We start from the raw sequence: 17,826 nt of genomic DNA, 5'->3' as shown, positions 1-17,826 counted from the left end.
CCTTGGGGCTCCGGGGGCCTAGGGCTGTCCTGCGGCCACCCTGGAGGCGGTCCGCTCACCATCGGAAGGAGCGCGGCCGTCGGCGGTGGCCGCTTGCGCGAGCAGGCTCATGGCCTGCCGTGACGGTGAGCCCGGCTCCGTGACGGCGAGCACCAGGAGCTGGTCCGCCGCCTGGGGGAGCTGGAGGCTCTGCTGGGTCACGGTGAGGGTGCCGACGAGGGGATGGCGCATCTCATAGCGGGCGAACTCGCAGGGGCGCACCTGGTGACCGGTCCACATGGCGGCGAACTCGGGGCTCTTGACCGTGAGTTCACCGATGAGGGAGGTCAGCAGCGTGTCGTCGGGGTGGCGTCCCGCGACCATCCGCAGGTTCGCGACGACGGCCTTGGCCTTCGCCGTCCAGTCGGCGTACAACGCGCGGGTGTGGGGGTCGAGGAAGAGCATCCTGGCGAGGTTGGGGCGCTCGGTCGCCCGCCGGGGGCTGTCGGGGTCCACGTGCGCCGCGAACAGCGCGTGCCCGAGCCCGTTCCAGGCGAGCACGTCGGCGCGGCGTCCGGTGACCAGGGCCGGAACGCTCTCCAGGGTGCTCAGCAGATGGAGCGTGGTGGTTCCCGCCTGCTCGGGCCGTGGTCGCGCGGCGGGGGCTCGCCTTCTGCCCGCGTCGGCGAGGTCGTGCAGGTGCCGGCGCTCCGACTCGTCGAGGCTCAGGGCCCTGGCGATGGCGTCCAGGATCTCCGGGGACGCCCCGAGCGACTGGCCCTGCTCAAGCCTCGTGTAGTACGAGGCGCTGACACCGGCGAGCAGCGCGAGCTCTTCCCTGCGCAGGCCCGCCACGCGCCGTCGGTCGCCGTAGTCCTTCAGGCCGACGTCCGCGGGACGCAGCTGGGAACGCCGCGCGTACAGGAAGTCGCCGAGCCGTCCTCGTTCACTCATGTCATCCAGTGTGCGTCGGCCCGTGCGCGGCAGCCTGACCCTGTCCGGGATAGGCAGCGGCGGGTCTGGCTGACCTGCGCGGACACGACGACGGTGGTGGTCCGAAGCCAGACAGACACCGGCCATGGAGCACCTCTGATGGAACAGATCGAACTCGGCGGCGTCACCGTCACCCGCGTCAAGGAGTACTACGGCCCCATCGACATGACGCCCGGCCAATTCCTCCCCACCGTCCCGGAGGAGGCCTGGCGCGACAACGCCGCCTGGCACGCGCCCGACTTCCTCGACCCGCGGACGAACATCGTCAACTCCGCGGTCCAGAGCTGGCTGCTGCGCAGCGAGGGGAAGACCATCCTCGTCGACACGGGCGTCGGCAACCACAAGGAGCGGCCGTACTCCCCGGTGTGGAGCCACTTGCGCACCGGCTTCCTCGCCGAACTCGCGCGGGCAGGCGTCGCTCCCGAGGACGTCGACATCGTGATCAACACGCATCTGCACATCGACCACGTCGGCTGGAACACCTGCCTGGACGGCAGGGACTGGGTCCCCACCTTCCCGAACGCCACCTATCTGCTGCCCAAGGACGACTACGACTTCTGGAACCCGGAGAACGGCCACACGTCGGTGCTCGGCCGCGGCAACCAGAACGTCTTCGAGGACAGCGTCGCCCCCGTGCACCGGGCGGGCCAGGTGCACCTGTGGGAAGGAGCCCACCGGATCGACACCAACCTGCTCCTCGAAGCGGCCCCCGGGCACACCCCCGGATCCAGCGTGCTCACCCTCACCGGCGGGAGCGACCGCGCGGTCTTCGTGGGCGATCTGCTGCACGGTCCCGTCCAGCTCGTCGACCCGGACCACAACAGCTGCTTCTGCGAGGACCCCGCAGGCGCCCGCGCCACACGCCGACGGATCCTGGGCTGGGCCGCCGACCACAACGCGCTCGTCGTGCCCGCGCACCTGGGAGGCCACGGCGCTGCCGAGGTCGAGCGCTCGGGCAGCGGGTTCGCCATCAAAGGGTGGGCTTCCTTCACGCCGTATGAGCGTGCGGTGGCAGACGAGGCTCAGGTGGCGAAGGCATGACCGCCGCGCACCGCACCGACACCCGCACCGTGACCACCACGCAGGGAAAGGTCGCGGGCGCCCGGCACGAGGGCGTCGCGGTCTTCCGCGGCATCCCGTACGCCGCGCCCCCGGCCCTCACCGGGCGCTTCGCCGCGCCTCGGCCGCACGCCCCGTGGGACGGCGTCCGGGACTCCACCGTGGCGGGGCCGACCGCGCCGCAGCCCGAGCGGAACCTGGGCGCGATCGACATGTCGCCCTACTTCGGCCCCGGTTGGGTGCCCGGAGAGGACTACCTCACGCTCGACGTGTGGGCCCCCGACGCCATCCACGAGAGCCAGGGACAGGTCCGGCACCAGCCCCTGCCGGTCATGGTCTTCGTGCACGGCGGAGGCTTCGTGGCGGGTTCGACCAGGGCGAGCCTGTACGACGGCACCGCCTTCGCGCGCGACGGCGTCGTCCTGGTGACCGTCAACTACCGCCTCGGCATCGCGGGCTTCCTCGACCTGCCAGGAGCACCGCGCAACCGTGGTCTGCTCGACGCACTCGCCGCCCTGCGCTGGGTACGGGAGAACATCGCCGCGTTCGGAGGGGATCCCGACCAGGTCACGCTCTTCGGCCAGTCCGCCGGTGCCACCCTCACCGGTGCCGTCGTCGCAGCGCCGCAGAGCATGGGTCTCGTCCGGCGCGCCATCGTGCAGAGCGGCAGCGGCCTGGGCGCCTTCTCGCCCGAACAGGCCGCCCGGGTGACGCGGGCGGCGGCGGCCGAGCTGGGCGTCGCGCCGCGGGCCGACGCCTTCGACACCGTCCCCGACGCGCGGCTGGTCGAGGCCACGGCCCGGCTCGGCGGCATCGACCTGCGGACCACCACCGCCTACGACCCGTTGCTCGGGCTCAGCCCCTTCAGCGTGGTCGCGGACCGCCAGCCCGCCGACGCCATCGCCGCCGGGCAGGGCAACGCCGACATCGATCTCCTCATCGGCACCAACACCGAGGAGGGCAACCTCTACCTCGTGCCCTCCGGCGCGTACGCCACATCGACCCCGGCGGACGTACGCGCCACCGCCGAACGCTCCCATCCCGAACCGGACTTGCTCGTCGCCGCCTACCGCGCGGCGCACCCGGAGGCCACCGCCGGGCAACTGCGCTCCGCCGTCATGGGCGACGCGCTGTTCGGCGCGGGGAGCCGGGCCCTGGCCGATGCCCACGCCGACCGGTCTTCCGGCGCCACGTACAGCTATCTGTTCGACTGGCGCTCCCGCGCCTTCGACGGGCTGCTCGGCGCCACCCACACGATGGAACTCCCCTTCGTCTTCGGCCTCGACCCGGCTCAACTGCGCGTCCCTGCCGCTCTGTTCGGCCCTGCCAGCCCTCCACCCGACCTCTCCGGCCGCATGCATGCCGCCTGGGTCGGCTTCGCCCGCACCGGTGACCCCGGGTGGGCGCCGTACGACACCCGCCGCCGGGCGACGGCGGTCATCGGCCGGCGCTGGGCGGTTCGTGAGGACCCCGGAAGCGAGGTGCGCCGGGCCTGGGAGCGATGAGGTGAACCCGGCGGCGGGTCGGGGCGCGGCGCGTCCCTGCCGAAAAGAACGGCATGAACTCATTGCTCGACCGGGCCGCCGCCCGCCTCTTCCCCGAGGCCGATGGCCACCACGGCGTGCTGCCTCCGCTCCTGGTGCTGCTGACCTTCGTCACCGGTCTTGTCGACGCCGTCAGCTATCTCGGCCTCGACCGTGTCTTCGTCGCCAACATGACCGGCAACGTGGTCTTCCTGGGCTTCGCGCTCGCGGGTGACGTGCAGTTGTCGGCGACGGCGTCGCTCCTGGCGGTCGGTGCGTTCGTGGCAGGCGCGTGGGCGGGCGGGCTGATCGCGCCGCGGGTCGCGCAGCCGCTGCGGCTGTTCGCGCTCCTTGTCGCGGCGCACGCCGTGCTTGCGGCGGTCGCTCTGGTGCTCGACCTCGCCGCGGACTTCAGGCATGTCCTGATCGTGCTGCTCGCGCTCGGCATGGGGCTGCAGAACGCCGTGGTCGGCAAGCTCGCCGTACCCGATCTGACCACGACCGTCCTCACCCGCACCCTGACCGGGCTGGCCTCCGACCGGCCCGGTCCGGCGTCGGTGCGCAGATTCGTGTCCGTCGCCGCGATGTTCACCGGCGCCCTCGCGGGCGGACTGCTTCAGCTCCACCACGGCACGGCCGCCGCGCTCGCGCCCGCGATCCTGCTGCTGGCCGCCGTGGCCCTGGCCGCGTTCCTTCGGGGCGCGGCCGAGCTGCGTGCGCGCTGAGCCGCCGAGCTCCGTCTACCGCGCTCCCTCGACGAGCTACCGCGCTCCTTCGACGAGCCGGGCGAGATTCGCCAGCGCCATGCGCGTCCCCGTCTCGTTGTCGGCGGCGGGGATGCTGTCGGGGATCCCCTCGTGCACGACGAGGACGGCGGTTCCGCCGTCCTCGTCGGTGAGCGTGGTCGTCATCGTCATCGTGCCGCGCAGGGCGGGGTCCTCGGTCTCGAACGCGAGCACTTCGACGACCTGCTCGTCCGGTACGAGCTTGGCGAAATGGCCGTGGTACGTGTCGGTGTGCGAGGCCGACTTGCCGGTGCCGGTCTGCGCGTCGTAAGTGAGCGAGACGCGGAACCGCCCGCCTTCGCGGGGGTCGAAGGTGTGCACGTGGCCGCTCATGCCGTCCGGGACGCGCCAGCGCGCGACCGCGTCCGCGTCCAGAAGCGCCTGGTAGACAGCCGTACGCGGGGCATTCACGTGCCCGGACACCTGGGTCGAGTACATGAGGTCAATCTAGTCAACCCATGGGGCGCTCAGCGTGCGGCCCGTGCGAGCAATCCGCTGAGCAGCACTTCGAGTGCCTCGCGGACGAACGAGGTGAAGTCGAGCCGCAGGGCCGCCAGTTCGGGATCGGCTTCGTACGCGGCCAGCATCGCGGCGAACGGCTGCGAGTGCGTCCAGGCGGAGCCCGTCACCATGACGGCGTAGGCGGCGAACCGCATCCCGTCCTCCTCGGCGAGCTCCGGCAGGTGCACGCGCACGAGTCCGACCAGTACGCCGACGCTCGCGATGGCGGCTCGCTTGTACTCCGCAGCGGCCTTCGGGGAGACATTGCGTTCGAGGACCGCGGCCTGCGCGCTGACCAGGTCGCACAGGACGGGCCGTGCCGCCAGCGACGTGGCGATCGTGGCGGACAGCTGGTCGCAGCGCCCGGTGGGGGGCGCGGTGGCGTCGACCGCGGCGGCGAGCTCGCGGTCGAGCTCCTGGAGCCACTTCCCCAGCGCGACGTCGAGCAGTTCGAGCAGCACGGCCTCGCGGGGCTCGAAGTAGCGCAGCACGTTCGACTTCGCGAGGCCGACGCGGCGGCTCAGCTCGTTGAGGCTCAGCTGGGCGACCGACATCTCGGGAGTACCCCGGTTGGGACCTCGCGGACGACATCCGGGACGCCCTTGAGGAGCGGTTCGAGCAGGTGGAGAAGGAGACCGGGTGGGACTACCGCGATGCGGCCTCCTCGCGGACCTGGGCCCCGGCCGAGGACCGCGAGGCGAGGTACGAACACGCCGGGATGGTGTTCGGCGATCTGGGCGGGGTCCACCTCTTCGAGTGGCGCGCCTGCCCTGACCGTCCGAGCGCCCACCGCTTCGACTGCGCCTAGCGGGGCCGAGCCCGGCCCGGCCCCGGGGAAGCGTCAGGCAGCAGCCGGCGTGGCCTGCTCGGTGAGGCGGGCGACGACCTCGGTGAGGGCCGTGGCCACCTCGGTGTCGTCGGCCGGGTGGGTCTCGGCGAAGCGGGTCAGGGAGCCGGGGATGGACAGCTTGGCGTCCTCGATGACCGCGCCGCCTGCGATGCCCGCGGCCTTGCGGGCCTCGTCCTGCGCCCACACGCCGCCGTACTGGCCGAACGCGGTGCCGACGACGGCGACCGGCTTGCCGGAGATCGCACCGGCGCCGTACGGGCGGGACAGCCAGTCGATCGCGTTCTTCAGGACGGCGGGCATGGTGCCGTTGTACTCGGGCGAGAAGAGGAGGAAGGCGTCGGTGCCACCGGCCACCTCGCGCAGGCGGGCCGCGGCGGCCGGGACGCTGCCCTCGACGTCGATGTCCTCGTTGTAGAAGGGCACGTCCGCAAGACCCTCGAACAGCTCGACGTCCACACCCGTGGGCGCGTGCTTGGCCGCGGCCTCGGCGAGCTGGCGGTTGTGGGAGCCGGCGCGGAGGCTGCCGACGAGGGCGAGGATGCGTACAGACATGGCAAAACTCCTGAAAGACGTGCGGACGAAGACTCTTATACGGGAAACGAAGCAAGCGGACCGGGGTCCGTTTAAAGTTGTACCACCTATCCGGACCGCGGTCCACTTATTCGCTCGGGGCGCTACGCTGGATCCATGACCGGCTCCGCTCCCCCGCCCCTTCCCTCGCCCGACGCCCTGGGCGGGGCGACCGAGCTCGCCCTCACGCCTGTCGGCGAACCGCCGTCACTCAGGGCCGACGCGGCGCGCAACCGCACGCGTCTGCTGGAGGCCGCCTCGCAGCTGATGGCCGGGTGCGGGGCCGCGCAGCTGACCATGGACGCGGTGGCCACAGCGGCCGGAGTCGGCAAAGGCACCGTCTTCCGGCGCTTCGGCGACCGCACCGGACTCCTCGTCGCCCTGCTCGACCACCGTGAGCAGCAGCTCCAGGCCGCCTTCCTGTCGGGCCCGGCCCCGCTGGGCCCCGACGCCCCGCCCCTGGAGCGCCTGCACGCGTTCGGTCCCGCCCTCGTCCGCCACGAGCGCGACCACCACGAACTGATCCTGGCCTCGCGGACCGACCCGCTGCGCACCTACGCCGTACCGGCGAACCGGCTGCGCCTCACGCACGTGACGATGCTGCTGCGACAGGCGGGTGCGACGGGCGACACCGAACTGCTCGCGCACGCCCTGCTCGGCTCCATCGACAGCGTCCTGGTCCACCACCTGACCGTCGGGCTCGGCATGCCACTCGACCGCGTGGACGCCGGGTGGCACGACCTCGTCGACCGGCTGGTGCCCGCGCGGTAGGCCTGCCCTGATCCGGCGCTAGGGACGGCTCAGTTCCATCGCCCCGTACAGAGCGTGCGGCGCGCCCGTGGCCAGGGCCCAGTAGCGGTCGCCGCAGGACCAATGCCACCACTCGGTGGGGTAGTTGACGAGGCCCGCGTTCCGCAGGGCCGTGCCGAGGATCTCGCGGTTGCGGCGGGCTCCCGGGGTGATGTTGTCGGCATCGGTGTAGCAGGCGCCCTCGCTCTCCTCCGGGTCGGCGTTCATCCGGGTGCCCAGGTCGAGTTCGCGGCCGTCGGCGTCGGCGAGGGTGAGGTCCACGGCGGAACCCGCGCTGTGCGGTGCGATCTGGGGCGGGGAGACATAGCGGCTCGCCGCCGCGTGGAGGCGCTCGGCGTCCCACGTGGGGTGCAGGGCCCGGAGCTGACCCTCGTACTCCTCGAAATAGCTGCGCTGCAGCCACGGAGGGCGGTAGCCCTCGACGAACAGCAGGCGCAGTCCGCCGGGCAACAGCCCCTGGGCGTGCAGGAGGCGGGCCAGGACGCCTTCGCGCAGCCGGGCGAAGGCGTCATCGGCGTCCTGGGCGCGGGTGTCCACCAGGAGCGCGCCGTCGTCGCGTACGTCCACGAGGGGCTCCCCGCACTCCCGCACCGGTACGGCGGCCACCTTCGGGTCGGACATCAACGTGATCTCTCTCAGACTCATGGAGAGATCATCGCCGTCGCCGCGAGAGCGGGCACAGCCAGCCCACCGCTGCACGTCACCGCTACACGCCGATCGCACCGTCGATCCGCTCGCGGAGCAGGTCGGCGTGGCCGTTGTGCCGGGCGTACTCCTCGACCATGTGGATGAGCACCCAGCGCAGCGACACCGTTCCGCGCCACCCGTCGTGGCCCTCGATGTCGAGGTCGGGCGCCTCCGTGACGAAGCGGTCCGCGAAGGCCGCCTCGGCGCGCCAGGCCTCCCATGCGGCGGTGATCACGGCGGGTTCGGGCACGGCGCCGTCGAAGTCGTGGTCGGGGTGCGTGTCCGTGCCGAAGAGGAGCGGCGCGTCCTGACCGGCCAGCACACGCCGGAACCAGCGGCGCTCCACATCGGCGAGGTGCCGGACCAGACCGAGCAGCGAGAGCGTGGACGGCTCGACGGACCGCAGGGCCAACTCGGTCTCCAGGCCCGCGCACTTCAGCTCCAGCGTCGCGCGCTGGGCGGCGAGGAAGTCGGCGAGCATGTGCCGCTCTTCGCCGGTGGTCCGTGCGTCGAGCCGGCTGTCCCGCTCTTCTTCCACGAACAGTGCCGCTCGTCTGCGTCCGCTGGTCATGGCCGCCATCCAACCGGGAACCCCCCGCGCGGGGCCAGTGGTTATCGGCGGACCCGGGCGATCATGCCGTCGTCGCGAGGAACTGGGTCGCCGCCAGCTCTCCGTACAGGGGATCGGCGGCGACCAGTTCCTCATGGGTGCCGGACGCGCGGACCCGCCCGGCGTCCATCACCACGATCCGGTCGGCCAGCGTCACCGTCGAAAGGCGGTGCGCCACCACGAGGACCGTCACCTCCCGGGACACCTCGGCGACGACGTCGCGCAGGGCCAGTTCGTTCACCGCGTCGAGCTGCGAGGTCGCCTCGTCGAGGAGCAGGAGGCGTGGCTTGCGCAACAGCGCCCTGGCGATGGCCACGCGCTGGCGTTCGCCGCCGGACAGCTGGGAGCCGCGGTGCCCGACCAGCGTCTCCAGGCCGTCCGGCAGCCGTTCGACGAGGGTGTCGAGGCGGGCGCGCACGAGTACGTCCTGGATCTCGTCGCCGGTCGCGCCGGGCGCGCCGAAGAGGAGGTTCTCGCGCAGGGTGCCGGCCAGGACGGGCGCGTCCTGCTCCACGTACCCGATGACGGCGCGGAGTGCGGCGAGCGGCCACTCGCGCACGTCACGGCCGTCGACGAGGACACGTCCGCCCGTCGCATCGTAGAAGCGCTCCAGAAGGCCGAAGACGGTGGTCTTGCCCGCGCCCGAAGGGCCGACGAAGGCGGTCATGCCGGGGCCGGGGATGTCGAAGCTCACGCCGTGGTGGACGTACGGAAGGCCTTCCCGGTAGCGGAAGGTGACGTCCTCGAAGGCGACGGCTGCCGGGCCGTGCTGCCCCGTGGGCTCGCTGGGTTCCGTGACGTCCTCCGTCTCCAGGCGTTCGGCCCGTACGATCCGCGCGATGGCCGCCGAGCCGACCTGGTACTGCGAGACGCCCTCGACGAGCCGGGACACGGGGTCGATCAGGTAGAAGAGGAAGAGCAGGAAGGCCACGAGCGTCGAGACCGAGATCGCGCCGGACGCGACGCGCGCGCCGCCGATGCCCAGGACCGCGAGGAACGAGACCTGCACGGCGAAGCCGACCGAACTCCACGCCACCGCCTGCCACTTGGCCGACCGCACCCCGTGCCGCCAGGCCTCCTGCGCGGCGCCTTGCACGGCGGCGGTCTCGCGCTCCTCGGCGCCGGATGCCTTGAGCGTGCGGAACGCGCCGAACGCCCGCTCGAGCGCGGTCGAGATGGTGCCGACCGCTTCCTGGGCACGCTCCGTCGACCGTGCGATCTTCGGCATCACCAGGGCCACCGCGCCGCCGATGAGCACGATCACGCCGAGGGTGACGCCGAGCAGGACGGCGTCCATGAGGCCCATCATCACGATCGTCGCGATGAAGGTGAGCCCGCCCGCGACGGCGGACACCACGGACTGCGTGGTGACCGCCCGCAGCAGGGTCGTGTCCGAGGTGATCCGGGACATCAGGTCGCCGGGCTGGGTGCGCTCCACCTCCGGCAGGCGCAGCCGCAGCAGCCGCCCGATGAGGGTCCGCCGGGCCGCGAGCACCACGGATTCCGCGGTGCGTTCGAGGACGTAGGCACCGAAGGACTCGATGGCGGTGCCGATCACCACCAGTGCGGTGAGCAGGAGGATGATCCCGGCGATCGAGTCGTCGCTGCCGAGCCGGTCCACCAGGGCTTTCGCGGCGAGGGGCTGGGCGAGGCCGGTCGCCGCGCCGATCAGCGTGCACAGGGCGCCGAGCGCGACGACCCAGCGGTGCGGGCGGAAGTAGCGGTACAGCGCCCGCCAGGTCTCCGCGGCGGAGAGCCGCTCCTGCGCCGGTCTCTGTGGCGCGGTGCTCTCGTGGGTCGACTGGGTCGACTGGGTCGACTGGGTCGGCTTGACCGGCTGACCCGGCTCGTTCTTGGTCACGTCAGGCAGGACGCCGGCAACGGGTGATCTGCCTGACAGGCCGCCCGGCGCTTCGCCCCGTAACCCAGATCGGGACACGGAGTTAGAGGATCTGTCGAATACGTAGCAGTGACGATTCTGCACGGCGAGTGTGGCGAGAGGCGGGCGGCAGGGCTCGCGGCGTGGAAGGGCCCGAGCGTGAAGGGGATGACGGGGCGAGTGCGTGGGCGCGGGGGTGGCCTGGTGGGCCGGGCCGATGAGCTGTCGGGGCTCCGTCGCCTGCTGGCCCAGAGCAGGCTGGTGACGGTGGCGGGCGCTGCGGGCGTCGGCAAGAGCACCCTGGCGGCGCACGCCGCGGCGGCGGTGGGCAGCCAGCTCACGGACGGCGTGGTGATCGTGCGCTGGTGGGACGGCGGCCTCGCGCGGGGGCAGTCGGTGGCGCGGGCGGTGGTCGAGGCCATGGACGGCGAGTCCGGCGGCGAGAAGGACGGGGACCAGGAGGACGGGGGCGAGCAGGACCCGCACGCGGCCGGACCCGGGCAGGGCCCGGTCGAGCGAGGCGGCTTGGGCGAGCGGGAGCTCATCGCAAGGCTCCGGACGCGACGCGTGCTGGTCGTCCTCGACGACTTCGACCCCGTACGTGAGGAGTGCGTACGCATGGTGCAGTCGCTGCTGCAGTCCGCCCCGGGCGTCCGCATTCTCGCCACCGGGCGGCAACCCCTCGGCCTCGGCCCGGAGTTGGTGCTGCATCTCGGGCCGCTCCCGGTCAGCGCTCCGGGGGCGGAGGAGGAACCGGGGCCCGCGGTGCGGCTGTTCATGGAGCGGGCGCGCGGCCTCGGGCGCGGGACGGAAGCGGCCCCCGAGCCGAGCGCCGGGGGCTGCGCGCACTCACCTGCCGCGCCCGACGAAGCCGAACTGCGCGCGGTCAGCGACATCTGCGCCCAGCTGGAGGGCGTACCGCTCGCACTGGAGCTCGCGGCGGCGCAGACCGCCCTGCATCCGCCCGCGCAGCTCGCGCGGATGCTTCGCCCGGCCCAGGGATGGCTCGGCAGGCCCGAAGCGCCTCTGCGGCGGCATCGGTCGCTGCGGGCCGCGGTGGGCGCCAGCTACGCGCTGTGCGGGGAGGCCGAGCGCAGCGTCTGGGCGCGGCTCAGTGTCTTCGCGGGCGAGTTCGACGAGGACGCCGCCGTGTATGTGTGCGCGGGCGGCGGGCTTGCCCCGGCGCGCGTTGCGTCCTGCCTCGCGCGGCTCGTCCTGGCCTCGGTGCTCGAACCGGTGCGTGATCCCGGGGGCGTGCTGCAGCCCCGCTATCGGCTGCCTGCCGCGGCCCGCGGCTTCGGCGCCGAACGCCTCGAATCCGTCGGCGAGTCCGCGGCGGCGGCCACCCGTCACCTCGCCTGGTACCGCGCCGTCGCCTCGACCGCCCACCAGTTGTGGAGCACAGGACGGCACGAGCAGGCGACCCTGCTGCTGCGCGACGAGGAGCCCGATCTGCGGGCCGCGCTCGAGCGGGACCCGGCCACCGCGGACGAGAGCACGACCGCCCTCGGCATGGTGGTGGACCTGTGGTTCTGGTGGGCCGTGTGCGGCCACGCCGCCGAGGGGCGCGAGCATCTGCGGCGGCTGCTGCCCCTCGGACGCGCCGACACCCTCGGCTGCGGGCAGGCCCTCTGGCTGGCCGGCTGGCTCTCGGCGTGCACCGGCGCGCCGGGGGCCGAGGAACTCCTCGGCCAGGCCTGGCGCGTCGCGGTCCTCGCCGGGGACGACGCCACCATCGGCCGGGTCGCGCACGTACAAGGCGTCATCGCGCTGCGCAACGGCGAGACGGAACGTGCCATCGAGCATCTGCGGGAGGCCGCCCACACCGTCCCCGACCATGCTGACCACGGCCCGCCCGCCGCGGTCAGCTGGGCCGGGCTCGCCGTGGCCCAGGCGCTCGTCTCCCCGGCCGACGCGCTGCGCAGTGTCCGCCGTGCGGCGGCCGGAACGCAGGCGCGGCACGACATATGGACGCGCTCCACGACGCAGTACGCGCACGCCCTCGTCGAGCATCTGCGCGGCCGTCACAGCCGCGCCTGGCGCCGGGCGCACAAGGCCCTGGCCGGGGTTGTCTCCGTGACCGGGCCGCTCGGCGCCGCCTCGGTCCATCCGGTCCATCAGCTGATCGCCGCGATCGAACGCGGTCCCGCGCTCGGCGGAGTCGCGTGGGTCCCTCCGTGCGGGTGGGATCCACCAGGGGCTTGAGGCGAGGGCGACCGGCCACCGATGGCCTCCCCGCTGCCCACTGATGGACCATCACCTCACGGCGAATGCACCTTTTGGGTCAAATCCCGTAAAAGACATAAGAACATACGATTCGCTCATCTTCCTGGGGTCTACACATAGTTCGACCAGGAAGCGAGTGAACGGAGTGACTATGCGCTCGGTCGGCCGAAGGCACGCGCTGGGGCTGGGACTTGCGGTGACAGCAGGCGTGGGCCTCGCCGGGTGCGGTGCGAAGGAGCGGGGATCCAAGGATGCGGCGTCCCCGTCGCCGTCCGGACGGACGCAGGGACATGGGCGCGAAGGAGAGGGCGGCCAGCACGGCGCGCAGCAGAAGCAGCCTCCGGCGAAGCTGATCGGTGACGGCTCGACCTCGTACACGGGTGAGCAGCCGCATCAGCCGGTCACCCCTGTCCCCCTGGAGCCGGGTGAGACGCCCCCGCAGTTCGTGATCTTCTCCTGGGACGGTGCGGGCGAGGTCGGCAACGGTCTCTTCCCGCGTTTCCTGAAGCTGGCCGAGGACCACGACGCGAAGATGACGTTCTTCCTCTCCGGGCTCTACCTCCTCCCGGAGTCCAAGAAGCGGCTCTACCGACCGCCGAACAACGCGGTCGGCGCATCCGACATCGGCTATCTCACCGACGGCCACATCAAGGAGACGCTGAAGTACGTCCGCCAGGCCTGGCTCGAAGGCCATGAGATCGGCACGCACTTCAACGGACACTTCTGCACCGGCACCGGAAGCGTCGCCAACTGGACGCCCGCGCAATGGCAGAGCGAGATCGACCAGGCCGCCTCCTTCGTCAAGGAGTGGCGGACGAACACCGGCTGGACGGATCTTCCGTCGCTTCCCTTCGACTACGACAAGGAACTCGTCGGCGGCCGCACCCCCTGCCTCCTCGGCCGGAACAATCTGCTGCCCGTCGCCCGCGAACGGGGCTGGCGCTACGACTCCTCGTCGCCCGGCGGATCGCAGCGGTGGCCGGAGAAGCGCCTGGGGGTCTGGGATCTGCCGCTCCAGCAGATCCCGTTCCCCGGACACCGTTTCGAGGTCCTGTCCATGGACTACAACGTCCTGGCCAACCAGTCGAAGAATTCGACGCGCGCACCCTCGTACAACTATCCCGGCTGGCGCACCCAGGCGACGCAGTCGTACCTCGCCGGTTTCCGCCGTGCGTACGAGACGAACCGTGCACCCTTCTTCATCGGCAACCACTTCGAGGAGTGGAACGGCGGCATCTACATGGATGCCGTCGAGGAGGCACTCAAGGGAATGGCCGGGAAGAAGGACGTGCGCCTGGTCTCCTTCCGGCAGTTCGTCGACTGGCTCGACGTCCAGGACCCGGCCGTCCTCGCCAGGCTGCGCGGACTCGAGGTGGGACAGCGCCCCGACGGCGGCTGGCAGAAATTTCTCGGCAAAGCGACCAAGCGAGAAATCAACAGAGAGATGGAGACAGGGAGTTGACCGTGAACCGGTGGAAGCTGAAGTACGTGTCGGTGGCGGGAATCGCGGCCGTCGCCGTTCTGACGGGCCCCGCGGCGACCGGCGCCGCCGCCGTGAGCCCGCATGCCCCGCACGCACCCGGGGCAGCCGCGACCGCGGCCCCGCGTCCGACACTGACGGCGAAGGCGACCGTGAGCAGCGTGCGCGCCTGGCAGCAGTTCCGCATGTACGGGGTCAGCCACCACATGCGGACCGGCACGCGCGTCACGCTCCAGCAGAAGCAGGGCAAGCGCTGGGTGTCGCTGCCCGCGTCGGTGAACACCACGCGCTCCGCGACGTACAACATGCGGGTCAAGCTCGGTCTCAAGGGCCGCAACGCCCTGCGCATCGTGGGCGGCGGCGCCATCTCGCCCGTCGTCAATGTGACGGTCCGCTGAGCCGTGGCGTGTTCCCGGTCATGTACGCATGGGCCATGACCGGGACGTGATCGCGCCCTCACGGTGCGGACGCGCGCGGCGTCGGCGTCCTTGGGTCAGTGACTCACGCCGCGCCCCGCTTCCCCAGACCGGTCCGTGGCGCGAGCGCCAGTACGCCGACCTTGCCCGTGTGGCGGTTGGACTGGACGAGGCGGGCCGCTTCGGCGGTGTCCTGGAGGTCGTACGTCGCCGACAGGGCGGGCCGGATGTGACCGAGGTCCAGGAGGCGGGCCACCGCGGCCTGTTCCTGGAGGTTGGCTCCGTGGCTGCCGATGACGCGCTTGAGGCGCATCCAGAGGTAGCGGTTGTCGAACTCGTGGAGATAGCCGGTGCTCGATCCGCAGGTGACGACGGTGCCGCCTCGGCGGACCACGAAGACGGAGACCCCGAAGGTCGCCCGGCCGACGTGCTCGAACACGATGTGCGGGTCCTCCCCCACCGCGGCACGGATCCGCTTGCCCAGCTTCTTGCCGACCGCCGTCGGGTCGGCCGGAGCGCTGCCGGTCAGGCCGATCTCGGCGCGGTTGATGACCGCGTGGCAGCCGAAGGCACGGGCGCGCTCCGCCTTCTCCTCGGTGCCGACCACGCCCACCGCGATGCCTCCGCCGTTGCGTACGAGCTGCGCGGCGTACGCGCCGAGTCCGCCCGCCGCGCCCCAGATCAGCACGATGTCGCCCTGCGTCATCCGCGCGCCGCGGTCGCTGACCAGCATGCGGTAGGCGGTGCCCGCGCACAGGGGGTTGCCGGCCGCCTCCTCCCAGGTCAACCGGTCTGATTTGGGGAGGAGTTGATTGGCGCGGGCCACGCAGTAGTGGGCGAGGCCGCCGAAGTTGGTCTCGAAACCCCAGGCCAGCTGGGAGTCGCCGAGCATGCCGTCGGCGTGGGTCGCCGGTTCCTCGTCGTCGACGTAGGCCGGGGTGACCACGACCTCGTCGCCGATGTCCCAGCGGCGCACCCCGGCGCCCGTACGGACCACGACGCCTGCCGCGTCCGAACCGACCACGTGATACGGCTGATCGTGCCGCGCGGCCCAGCCGCCTTTCGCGCCGAAGTGCCGCAGAAAGGAGAACGTGGATATCGGCTCGAACATCGCCGACCACACCGTGTTGTAATTTATCCCGCTCGCCATGACGGCCACCAGGACTTCGTCCGGGGCGAGTTCCGGCATCGGCACGGAACCCACGTGGAGTGTTTTTCGGACGTCTTTGTCCGCCACCCCCACAAAGCTCTCCACATCCTCCCTCCGCAGATGCGCGGCGGTGAATTCATCGGGTAAGGGAAGCCGGCGCAGTTCATCCGCTCCGGCTCCCGCGACGACTGCCTCTGCGAGCACATCCATGACGTTCCTCCTTCGGCACAACTGTCCAATGGGGCAAGGTCTGTTCATCACTTTCCGAGTAGAGACCTCCCTAATTCCGTCGCTAATGTCCGGCTCACCCGTACCGAAAGGTGAGAGAACCCATGGCAGAAGAGAGCGCGAACGCCGCTTGGGGCGAACGCATGGGCACAGCCGACCGGATCGTGGTGGGGGTGTTCGTCGGCATTCCCTTTGTCGCCGTGATCGCGTCCGTCGTCGTGCTGTGGGGCTGGGGCGTCACCTGGCACGATCTGGTGATCGGCGCGGTGATGTACGCCGTCGCCGTGCACGGCATCACCATCGGCTACCACCGCCTGTTCACGCACAAGGCGTTCAAGGCCGCCCGCCCCCTGAAGATCGCCCTCGCGGTGGCCGGGACCATGGCCGTCGAGGGCGACGCGATCACCTGGTGCGCCGATCACCGACGCCACCACCAGTTCGCGGACCAGCCCGGCGACCCGCACTCCCCCTGGCGGTTCGGCACCTCCGTGGGCGCGCTGCTCAAGGGCATGGCGTGGGCGCACGTCGGCTGGACGTTCAACAACGACAGGACCAACCAGCAGAAGTACGTCCCCGACCTCCTCGCCGACCGCGATCTGGCCCTGGTGGCACGGTGGCAGCCGCTGATCGTGCTCTTCTCGTTCGGTGCGCCCGCCGTGGCCGGAGGCCTCTGGGGCGAGGGGAGTTGGGACTCCGGCGCCGCCTGGTCCGCCTTCTTCTGGGCCGGGCTCGTGCGCATCGGTCTGCTCCATCACGTCACCTGGTCGATCAACTCGATCTGTCACATGAGCGGGGACCGGCCCTTCCGGGTCCGGGACCGCTCCGGGAATGTGTGGTGGCTCGCCCCGTTCTCCGGCGGCGAGTCCTGGCACAACCTCCACCACGCCGATCCGACGTCCGCCCGGCACGGCGTGCTGCGCGGCCAGCTCGACTCCAGCGCCCGGCTGATACGCCTCTTCGAGCTGGTCTCGTGGGCGAGCGCCGTGCGGTGGCCGGACGAGCGGAGGCTGGCCCGCCTCTCCGCCGACGTCACGGCGTCGTCGCGGGAAGCCCAAGGCCAGCCGCCAGCGTCGGCCAGGAAGCCTTGAACTCCTGCTGCCAGGAGGGCCAGGCGTGCGAGCCGCCGCGGTAGAAGTGGACCGTCGCCGGGACACCGGCGCGGTCCAACTGCCGGGCGAATCCCCGCGCCTGGCCCCACAGCGTGCCCTCGAGAACCGCCCCTTCGAGATTGCCGAAGTCGCTGCTGGGAATGCCGCTGCCCTGGGAGACGTAGAGCCGGGTTCCGGCGAGCCGCTTGGCCAGGGCGGCCGGGTTGTGGCGGTTCCAGTTCTCGCGGTGCAGGAAGGGACTGCCCCAGAGCGCGGACGGAAGCTGCAGCTCCCTGGCGACGATGGCGTTCATGACCGTCGGCATGCCGAGGGCCGTCGTGTCCAGGACGCCGCTGTACGAGGCCGCCGCACCGAAGGTGCCGGGGTGCCGTGCGGCGAACGCCATGGCGCCGTAGCCGCCGGTGGAGACCCCGGAGACGGCCCGGGTGCCGTTCGCGCGATAGGTGTCGCGCAGGAGAGACGTCAACTCCTCGACCTGGAAGGTCTCGTAGTCGGGGGCGGTGGGGCTGCCGTGGTTCCACCAGTCGGTGGGGATTCCGGTGGGGCCCGACGCCGGGATCACGGTGATGACGTCCTTGTCGGCCAGGAACTCCTCGACGTCCGTCTCGCGGGTCCAGGAGGTGTAGTCGTCGTGGGCTCCCTGGAGGAGGTAGAGCACGGGCCATGTGCGGTCCGGCTGTTCCTTGAAGCGGGTCGGCAGGATGACGCGTACGGGGAGCTGCTTGCCCACCGCGGGCGAGTCGACGGTGAGGTCGACGGTGCGGGAGTCGAGCCACTTCTCGGCGACGACGCGCGGCCCTTGGGCGGCTCCGGCCGCCGCCTGCGACGTGGTGGGTGCCCCCAGGGCGGTGGTGGTGCCCAGGGCGCCTCCGGTGGCGAGGAGGGCGGTGACAGCGGCGAGTGCCGCCAGTTTCGTGCGTGGTCTGCGGTGCTTCTGCGGCATGGGGGTGGTCCTCTTCCAGGAGGGGCGG

At 71.6% G+C, this 17,826-nt stretch carries 18 protein-coding genes; 9 read left to right on the top strand and 9 right to left on the bottom strand.

The genetic code is table 11. The features are described 5' to 3' along the window. Positions 1–18: 18 nt before the first annotated feature. Positions 19–933, bottom strand: coding sequence for a helix-turn-helix transcriptional regulator (locus tag ABZ833_RS06280; RefSeq protein ID WP_361041844.1), 915 nt, complete (start codon positions 931–933; stop codon positions 19–21). A gap of 138 nt (positions 934–1,071) precedes the next feature. On the opposite strand from ABZ833_RS06280, the gene ABZ833_RS06275 reads away from it, so the two are divergent. The 3 genes from ABZ833_RS06275 to ABZ833_RS06265 are packed head-to-tail and all read left to right on the top strand — an operon-like array spanning position 1,072 to position 4,279. After that, complete coding sequence (locus ABZ833_RS06275) at positions 1,072–2,013, top strand: MBL fold metallo-hydrolase (RefSeq protein WP_361041841.1); 942 nt, start codon at positions 1,072–1,074, stop codon at positions 2,011–2,013. Beyond that, positions 2,010–3,536 (top strand): carboxylesterase family protein, encoded by a 1,527-nt coding sequence (locus ABZ833_RS06270; protein ID WP_361041839.1) that lies wholly within the window; start codon positions 2,010–2,012, stop codon positions 3,534–3,536. Before ABZ833_RS06275 ends, ABZ833_RS06270 begins: the two co-directional genes overlap by 4 nt. 53 nt (positions 3,537–3,589) lie before the next feature. Then, on the top strand, positions 3,590–4,279 hold the full coding sequence (locus tag ABZ833_RS06265) for a YoaK family protein (protein ID WP_361041837.1): 690 nt from the start codon (positions 3,590–3,592) through the stop codon (positions 4,277–4,279). A gap of 36 nt (positions 4,280–4,315) precedes the next feature. On the opposite strand, the gene ABZ833_RS06260 is transcribed toward ABZ833_RS06265, so the two are convergent. Together ABZ833_RS06260 and ABZ833_RS06255 are read right to left on the bottom strand one after the other, a co-directional pair. Beyond that, complete coding sequence (locus ABZ833_RS06260) at positions 4,316–4,777, bottom strand: SRPBCC domain-containing protein (protein WP_361041835.1); 462 nt, start codon at positions 4,775–4,777, stop codon at positions 4,316–4,318. A 29-nt stretch (positions 4,778–4,806) separates the two neighbouring features. After that, positions 4,807–5,394, bottom strand: a complete 588-nt coding sequence (locus ABZ833_RS06255; RefSeq protein WP_361041832.1) for a TetR/AcrR family transcriptional regulator — start codon at positions 5,392–5,394, stop codon at positions 4,807–4,809. 68 nt (positions 5,395–5,462) lie between these two features. On the opposite strand from ABZ833_RS06255, the gene ABZ833_RS06250 reads away from it, so the two are divergent. Beyond that, positions 5,463–5,648, top strand: a complete 186-nt coding sequence (locus ABZ833_RS06250; RefSeq protein WP_361041830.1) for a hypothetical protein — start codon at positions 5,463–5,465, stop codon at positions 5,646–5,648. A 33-nt stretch (positions 5,649–5,681) separates the two neighbouring features. On the opposite strand, the gene ABZ833_RS06245 is transcribed toward ABZ833_RS06250, so the two are convergent. Then, positions 5,682–6,242, bottom strand: coding sequence for an NAD(P)H-dependent oxidoreductase (locus ABZ833_RS06245; RefSeq protein ID WP_361041827.1), 561 nt, complete (start codon positions 6,240–6,242; stop codon positions 5,682–5,684). Positions 6,243–6,377: 135 nt separating this feature from the next. Between ABZ833_RS06245 and ABZ833_RS06240 the strand changes: the two genes are divergently transcribed. Then, complete coding sequence (locus tag ABZ833_RS06240; RefSeq protein WP_361041825.1) at positions 6,378–7,031, top strand: TetR/AcrR family transcriptional regulator; 654 nt, start codon at positions 6,378–6,380, stop codon at positions 7,029–7,031. Between the two features lie 18 nt (positions 7,032–7,049). Here ABZ833_RS06240 and ABZ833_RS06235 read toward each other — a convergent pair whose 3' ends face one another. The 3 genes from ABZ833_RS06235 to ABZ833_RS06225 all read right to left on the bottom strand — a co-directional run bounded on the left by ABZ833_RS06235 (position 7,050) and on the right by ABZ833_RS06225 (position 10,096). After that, a complete protein-coding gene (locus tag ABZ833_RS06235; protein ID WP_361043117.1) occupies positions 7,050–7,709 on the bottom strand; it encodes a M15 family metallopeptidase in 660 nt (219 codons plus the stop codon). Between the two features lie 67 nt (positions 7,710–7,776). Continuing rightward, complete coding sequence (locus ABZ833_RS06230; RefSeq protein WP_361041823.1) at positions 7,777–8,328, bottom strand: DinB family protein; 552 nt, start codon at positions 8,326–8,328, stop codon at positions 7,777–7,779. A 61-nt stretch (positions 8,329–8,389) separates the two neighbouring features. Beyond that, the gene (locus ABZ833_RS06225; RefSeq protein WP_361043115.1) at positions 8,390–10,096 is read right to left on the bottom strand and encodes an ABC transporter ATP-binding protein; all 1,707 of its coding nucleotides are present in this window, start codon (positions 10,094–10,096) and stop codon (positions 8,390–8,392) included. Positions 10,097–10,414: 318 nt separating this feature from the next. Here ABZ833_RS06225 and ABZ833_RS06220 point away from each other — a divergent pair, with 318 nt between their 5' ends. From ABZ833_RS06220 to ABZ833_RS06210, 3 genes are all read left to right on the top strand, one after another. Continuing rightward, entirely contained in the window at positions 10,415–12,451 is a 2,037-nt protein-coding gene (locus ABZ833_RS06220) for an AAA family ATPase (RefSeq protein ID WP_361041821.1), read from the top strand. Positions 12,452–12,623: 172 nt separating this feature from the next. After that, positions 12,624–13,934 (top strand): hypothetical protein, encoded by a 1,311-nt coding sequence (locus tag ABZ833_RS06215; RefSeq protein WP_361043113.1) that lies wholly within the window; start codon positions 12,624–12,626, stop codon positions 13,932–13,934. Between the two features lie 2 nt (positions 13,935–13,936). Then, entirely contained in the window at positions 13,937–14,350 is a 414-nt protein-coding gene (locus tag ABZ833_RS06210) for a hypothetical protein (RefSeq protein ID WP_361041819.1), read from the top strand. Between the two features lie 103 nt (positions 14,351–14,453). Here the strand turns inward: ABZ833_RS06210 and ccrA are convergent, their stop codons facing one another. After that, complete coding sequence (gene ccrA, locus ABZ833_RS06205) at positions 14,454–15,728, bottom strand: crotonyl-CoA carboxylase/reductase (protein WP_361041816.1); 1,275 nt, start codon at positions 15,726–15,728, stop codon at positions 14,454–14,456. 122 nt (positions 15,729–15,850) lie between these two features. Here ccrA and ABZ833_RS06200 point away from each other — a divergent pair, with 122 nt between their 5' ends. Next, the gene (locus tag ABZ833_RS06200; protein WP_361041814.1) at positions 15,851–16,834 is read left to right on the top strand and encodes a fatty acid desaturase; all 984 of its coding nucleotides are present in this window, start codon (positions 15,851–15,853) and stop codon (positions 16,832–16,834) included. Here the strand turns inward: ABZ833_RS06200 and ABZ833_RS06195 are convergent. Further along, a complete protein-coding gene (locus ABZ833_RS06195) occupies positions 16,776–17,798 on the bottom strand; it encodes an alpha/beta hydrolase family protein (RefSeq protein WP_361041810.1) in 1,023 nt (340 codons plus the stop codon). The two genes, ABZ833_RS06200 and ABZ833_RS06195, sit on opposite strands and share 59 nt — an antisense overlap. Between the last annotated feature and the right edge of the window lie 28 nt (positions 17,799–17,826).

The organism is Streptomyces sp. NPDC047525 (genome assembly GCF_040643025.1).
GTDB lineage: Bacteria > Actinomycetota > Actinomycetes > Streptomycetales > Streptomycetaceae > Streptomyces > Streptomyces durmitorensis.
This window is presented reverse-complemented; position numbering and strand designations above follow the sequence as displayed.

Coding starts and splice junctions, on each gene's coding strand:
- ABZ833_RS06195 (WP_361041810.1), bottom strand. CDS start 17,798: ATGCCGCAGAAGCACCGCAGACCACGCACGAAACTGGCGGCACTCGCC.
- ABZ833_RS06230 (WP_361041823.1), bottom strand. CDS start 8,328: ATGACCAGCGGACGCAGACGAGCGGCACTGTTCGTGGAAGAAGAGCGG.
- ABZ833_RS06220 (WP_361041821.1), top strand. CDS start 10,415: ATGACGGGGCGAGTGCGTGGGCGCGGGGGTGGCCTGGTGGGCCGGGCC.
- ABZ833_RS06240 (WP_361041825.1), top strand. CDS start 6,378: ATGACCGGCTCCGCTCCCCCGCCCCTTCCCTCGCCCGACGCCCTGGGC.
- ABZ833_RS06215 (WP_361043113.1), top strand. CDS start 12,624: ATGCGCTCGGTCGGCCGAAGGCACGCGCTGGGGCTGGGACTTGCGGTG.
- ABZ833_RS06260 (WP_361041835.1), bottom strand. CDS start 4,777: ATGTACTCGACCCAGGTGTCCGGGCACGTGAATGCCCCGCGTACGGCT.
- ABZ833_RS06265 (WP_361041837.1), top strand. CDS start 3,590: ATGAACTCATTGCTCGACCGGGCCGCCGCCCGCCTCTTCCCCGAGGCC.
- ccrA (WP_361041816.1), bottom strand. CDS start 15,728: ATGGATGTGCTCGCAGAGGCAGTCGTCGCGGGAGCCGGAGCGGATGAA.
- ABZ833_RS06245 (WP_361041827.1), bottom strand. CDS start 6,242: ATGTCTGTACGCATCCTCGCCCTCGTCGGCAGCCTCCGCGCCGGCTCC.
- ABZ833_RS06270 (WP_361041839.1), top strand. CDS start 2,010: ATGACCGCCGCGCACCGCACCGACACCCGCACCGTGACCACCACGCAG.
- ABZ833_RS06255 (WP_361041832.1), bottom strand. CDS start 5,394: ATGTCGGTCGCCCAGCTGAGCCTCAACGAGCTGAGCCGCCGCGTCGGC.
- ABZ833_RS06200 (WP_361041814.1), top strand. CDS start 15,851: ATGGCAGAAGAGAGCGCGAACGCCGCTTGGGGCGAACGCATGGGCACA.
- ABZ833_RS06275 (WP_361041841.1), top strand. CDS start 1,072: ATGGAACAGATCGAACTCGGCGGCGTCACCGTCACCCGCGTCAAGGAG.
- ABZ833_RS06280 (WP_361041844.1), bottom strand. CDS start 933: ATGAGTGAACGAGGACGGCTCGGCGACTTCCTGTACGCGCGGCGTTCC.